Here is a 4,593-nt window from a genome sequence, read left to right on the forward strand (position 1 = left end):
GCGACGCCGTGCGTGCGCGAACCTGGTACGGTGAATTTCGTGAACTCGTCCTGATGTGTACGGTTCACAACATCAAGCAGTCTCTGAAACAGTGAAATCAAGCTACGTCTGGCGATTCACCACAGCCGTTTCGAGTCATGACGCTGTGGGCGCTCGGAGGCGGCGAGTAAAGCACCGCCAGCGATTAAATACTGTCAGGAGAAATACTACAACGTATGGACGACCCCGACCGACCCGAACGCCCCGGCCCCGACGCTGATGCCGCCGAGATAGCTCGGTGGATGGAGGAAGACTTCGGGCGGGCCGTAGCTGAGGGGATTGAGAACGCTGCTGACGACGAACCCGACGATGAGCACGAGGTCGTAGAGGTCGAGATACTCAATCACAAGCAGGGCGAAGTTGTCGGGACGACAGACACGGACGGGAACCTCGATACGGAGAGGGAGGCGCTCAGAAACGTCTCGCGGGAGTATCTCAAATAGGGCGTTCCCGTGCTCGTCCCTACGACCTACGAGAACGAAGAGGGCGAGACGGTTCAAGCCGACGCCGAGGTGATGGTCGAACCGGGGACGAGAGGATTCGTGCGGGCCTTCGTTGACGAACTCCCGAGCCCGTTCGACTGCGAATCTGAGGCGCTTGCTGAACTGCCTGCTCACGACGAAGAGTAACGAAGCAGCAGCTTGCTGGATTGGGGTATTCCGAAGAGCGAGACTTGTGAATATCAGAATCTCCCGTTTTCAGAGCGACACCTGATTTTTGACTAGTTCGTTGTCTCGTCAAGAGACGTGGGGGCTCTGCGGTTCGTGGAATAGTCCGATGTATCCCTCAGGCCGTCGTCAAGGAACCGCGTCTCGTCGAAGTCTCTCGGTCTATCCGTTAGTCGACGGTGAGGAGGTCCGTCACTTCGTCCTGCAACGCTGCAAACGTCTCTTCCGCTGTATCGAGGTCTGGGCTGCCCGTAATCACGATACGACCAGACGCGAAGAGTAGAACAACACTATCGGCTCCAGATGGTCGGCAAATCAGCGCCGGGAACTGCTCAGGCTCGTACTCTGTGTTTTCAAGCCTAAGAACGATTGCGAGCGCATTGGGATCCAACGATTCGTCCAGCTCCGGAGTGCAGACGAGATTCTGAACCATTCACTATCGGGCTCTGTACTGGTCGACAATCCTCTCTTCACAGCGTTTTGATTCAGCGAAACCAAATAACCATTATTCATGAGTATAACTATAAATTATGGACGTAGATCCCCATAACGACGCTTGGGGGGACCGTGAAGAGAGTACCAGTGTCTATCGGTCCATCATCGAAGCCATTCAAGACGGCGTTTTCATCGTTGATCTGGACGGGACTATCACCTACGTCAACGACTCGCTTTGCTCATTGACTGGACGTGAGCGGAACGAACTGGTTGGCAACACGTTCGACACGCTGGTTGAATCAGCCGAGTTTGATCGATTCGTTACAACCATCAACTCCATTGCCGACGGAGAAATCCAGGATGAAATTCTGACCTTCGAAATTGATCAGGAAACCGAACAGATGGTAGACGTTCGCGTCTCGAAACATATCCGAGACGACGGCACTGACGATATTGTCGGCGTGGTCCGGGATGTGACAGACCGCGAGCGGAGGGCCCGAGCGGCAGAACAAAAACAGGAGGTGCTGGCCAAACTCTATCAAGTTGGTGCAGAGGACGCCCTCACGTTCGAACAAAAAGCCGAGCGCATCCTCTCCATTGGGTGTGAGTACCTGGATCTGCCGTTTGGGTTCCTGTCGAGAATAGAGGAAGACACACAAGAGATTGTACACGCTGTTGGCGATCATACACTGCTCCAGCCAGACGAAACCGCACCGCTGGAACAGTCGTACTGCCGGAAAACCATCGAAAGCGACGATTTGGTCGGTATGCAGGACGCACAAGCGGAGTTGGGCGACGACGACCCGGCGTACGAACTGTTCGACTTAGGCTGTTATATCGGAACGAAGGTCATGGTCGGGGAGACCCTCTACGGGACGTTCTGCTTTGCGGCCCCACACGACCGTGACCGGGAATTCAACGCCGGCGAACGGGAGGTGATCAAGCTTCTCGGACAGTGGGCTGGGTACGAACTCGAACGGCAGCGATTCGAAGAACGTTTGGAAGGTCTGCACGAGATATCACAGCAGTTGCTGGCGGCTGAAACGACGACGGACGTCGCAAACATCACTATCGAGATGATTGTCGAGTTGTTCAATCTCCCGGTGAGTGCGTTTTGGAAGTACGATGCCAACCAGGACGTGTTACGCCCGGTGACTGAAACCGACGAAGCAATACGGATCGTCGGGGAGGCTCCGACGTTCGAGCGAGGTGACGCACTCTTGTGGAAGAGTTTCGACAGTGGTGAGATCCGGAACTACGAGGACCTGCCCGAACAACCAGGAGCGAACAACCCGGAGACACCATTGCGGTCAGAGGTCCACGTTCCATGCGGGACTCATGGAATCATCACGAGTTCTGCGACCGAGCCACGTGCGTTCGACGAGATTGACATCGAAAGCCTCCGACTGCTTGAAGCACTGGTCACGGAGGCCATCACCGCAGTCAAGCGCGAAGAACAACTGGCCGAGCGTGGTGAAGCACTCCAGCGACAGAACGACCGCCTCGAAGAGTTTGCCGATGTCGTGGCACACGAACTCCGAAACCCAATGACGGGAGCGGTCGGCTTTCTCGAAATCGCCCGCAAAACGAACGAGCCACAGCATTTCGAACGCGTCGAACAGTCCTTAGAGCGGATGGAGGAACTCATCGACGAGTTGTTGATGATCGCACGCGGTGATCGCCAAGCAGTCAACATACGTACACTTTCGTTGCAACCAATCGTCGAGGAAGCGTGGTCGTATACCGACGCCCCGAAAGCGACCTTGTCCGCAGACGACCCGCTCGGTGAGATACAGGCCGACGACACACGACTGTTGCAACTGTTCGGTAATCTCTTTCGCAACAGTGTCGAACACGGCGGCGACGACGTTACCGTGGAGGTCGGCCCACTCGCTGATGAGGAGGGGTTCTACGTCGCCGACGACGGGCCAGGGTTTTCCGACAAGCAACGGACGGAGATCGAAGCACTCGGAGACACGGACGAGATGTCGGGGATTGGAATCGGACTCATGAGCGTTGTCGATGTCGTGGAAGCACACGGGTGGGACCTCTCAGTACCCGCCACAGACCAGGGAGCACGCATCGAAATCCGAACTGGTGAACGGAGCGAATGACCCGTGGAACCAAGCGTCGCCGTAATAAAGTGTGGATAGGAGACACACATGACCGCCGAAATAGTCATTGCTGAGGACGATGAGACGACCCGGGAAGTCGTCGAATTCAACCTGACTGACAACGGATGGGACGTGGTGGCGTTCACAGATGGTGATGCGTGTTGGGAGCATCTCGGATCACGGACCAGCGATCCACCAGATCTCGTGGTCTTAGACGTGATGATGCCCGAACTCGATGGCATTTCCGTCCTCGAACGTATCCGGGATCACGACGCACTCGTGGACCTGCCAGTCGTCATGTTGACGTCCCGCAACCGGGAGGAAGATATCGTGCAAGCACTCGACGCCGGTGCTGACGATTTTGTGGCAAAGCCATTCTCGGAAGCCGAACTTGTGGGGCGAATTGAGGTCGTTCTCGACGCAGTCTGAGTGTCGAGTAGTAGTCGTTCATATGCGTAGACCTTTAGCTATCAGTCTCGTTTCTTTTTTGTAATGTGGGTTGCTACGCTGTTGGGGGTCGTAGGGTTACTTGGCGTAGCAGTGACGACACAGTTTACTGGCTACCGACTCGGTGGAACGATCACCGTCCCGGTCCTCGCAGTGTACACGCTCAAAAACGTCCTGATGGTGCCGGTGTTCGTCCTCAGTACTATCGCAGCGTACATCGGTCTCTGGTATTTTCGACAGCGAACCCTGATCTACGGTCGAGACCAATTCGTCGCCGCATTAGTCATCGGAACGTCAGTCCCGTTGGTGACGCTTCTTGGGCTGATTCAGGTCGGGTTTGATGCAGATCTCATCGTGTTTATCGGCAGTATTCTCCCCGGTCTCGCGGCCTACAACTTCCACAGCATCAAGCCGGAGTTTCGCCGGAACGATTTGCTCGCAACGATAGGACTGTTTACAGGACTGGTCGTCATCGGTTGGGCACTGGTCACGCCGGGGGTAGCTGCCCGATTCGGGACGGTAACGCCACCGGTGTTGTTCGCAGAAACCGCCGACGTTGCGGTGTACAAAAATGCAGTTGTTGATATTTCAGCAGAAACAGTCGTCATTTCGAGGGAAGTCGTGGCTGGCCTCTTCGTTCTCGGTCTTCTGTTGTCCGAGCGTATCCGGGGGAGATTTGGCGTCCGGGTGGGGGTCATTACGGCTGTCCTGCTGGCAGTCTACGCCCTCACAAACGCCTGGCTGATCGCCATGTATCTCGTGGTAGTGGTTCTTGCATTCGGCTTCGTTCAGGCGGTGAACTCCGCAACACTGCGGTATGGCCGGGTACTGCTCGGAACCACCACCGCGTTTGCACTTCTCGTGGCAGTGCCACTCACGCTCTCGCTCCC

At 56.0% G+C, this 4,593-nt stretch carries 6 protein-coding genes and 1 pseudogene; 6 read left to right on the forward strand and 1 reads right to left on the reverse strand.

The annotated features are described in order from the left end of the window. From G9463_RS23250 to G9463_RS23905, 3 genes and pseudogenes are all read left to right on the forward strand, one after another. Positions 1 to 95, forward strand: a pseudogene (locus tag G9463_RS23250) (IS5/IS1182 family transposase); the annotation flags it as partial. Between the two features lie 120 nt (positions 96 to 215). Beyond that, positions 216 to 482, forward strand: coding sequence for a hypothetical protein (locus G9463_RS23900; protein ID WP_205254258.1), 267 nt, complete (start codon positions 216 to 218; stop codon positions 480 to 482). A 9-nt stretch (positions 483 to 491) separates the two neighbouring features. Further along, entirely contained in the window at positions 492 to 668 is a 177-nt protein-coding gene (locus G9463_RS23905) for a hypothetical protein (RefSeq protein WP_205254259.1), read from the forward strand. 208 nt (positions 669 to 876) lie between these two features. Here the strand turns inward: G9463_RS23905 and G9463_RS23260 are convergent, their stop codons facing one another. After that, entirely contained in the window at positions 877 to 1,140 is a 264-nt protein-coding gene (locus tag G9463_RS23260; protein WP_165897954.1) for a TATA-box-binding protein, read from the reverse strand. Positions 1,141 to 1,237: 97 nt separating this feature from the next. On the opposite strand from G9463_RS23260, the gene G9463_RS23265 reads away from it, so the two are divergent. From G9463_RS23265 to G9463_RS23275, 3 genes are all read left to right on the forward strand, one after another. After that, the gene (locus G9463_RS23265; RefSeq protein WP_165897955.1) at positions 1,238 to 3,256 is read left to right on the forward strand and encodes a GAF domain-containing protein; all 2,019 of its coding nucleotides are present in this window, start codon (positions 1,238 to 1,240) and stop codon (positions 3,254 to 3,256) included. 48 nt (positions 3,257 to 3,304) lie between these two features. Next, positions 3,305 to 3,685, forward strand: a complete 381-nt coding sequence (locus G9463_RS23270) for a response regulator transcription factor (protein WP_007189948.1) — start codon at positions 3,305 to 3,307, stop codon at positions 3,683 to 3,685. 63 nt (positions 3,686 to 3,748) lie between these two features. Further along, positions 3,749 to 4,593, forward strand: an 845-nt coding sequence (locus G9463_RS23275) for a poly-gamma-glutamate biosynthesis protein PgsC/CapC (protein WP_165897956.1), incomplete at its 3' end; no start/stop codon positions are given.

Origin of the sequence: Haloarcula sp. JP-Z28 (assembly GCF_011440255.1) — an archaeon.
In the GTDB taxonomy this organism is placed as follows: domain Archaea; phylum Halobacteriota; class Halobacteria; order Halobacteriales; family Haloarculaceae; genus Haloarcula; species Haloarcula marismortui.

Coding starts and splice junctions, on each gene's coding strand:
- G9463_RS23900 (WP_205254258.1), top strand. CDS start 216: ATGGACGACCCCGACCGACCCGAACGCCCCGGCCCCGACGCTGATGCC.
- G9463_RS23260 (WP_165897954.1), bottom strand. CDS start 1,140: ATGGTTCAGAATCTCGTCTGCACTCCGGAGCTGGACGAATCGTTGGAT.
- G9463_RS23265 (WP_165897955.1), top strand. CDS start 1,238: ATGGACGTAGATCCCCATAACGACGCTTGGGGGGACCGTGAAGAGAGT.
- G9463_RS23270 (WP_007189948.1), top strand. CDS start 3,305: ATGACCGCCGAAATAGTCATTGCTGAGGACGATGAGACGACCCGGGAA.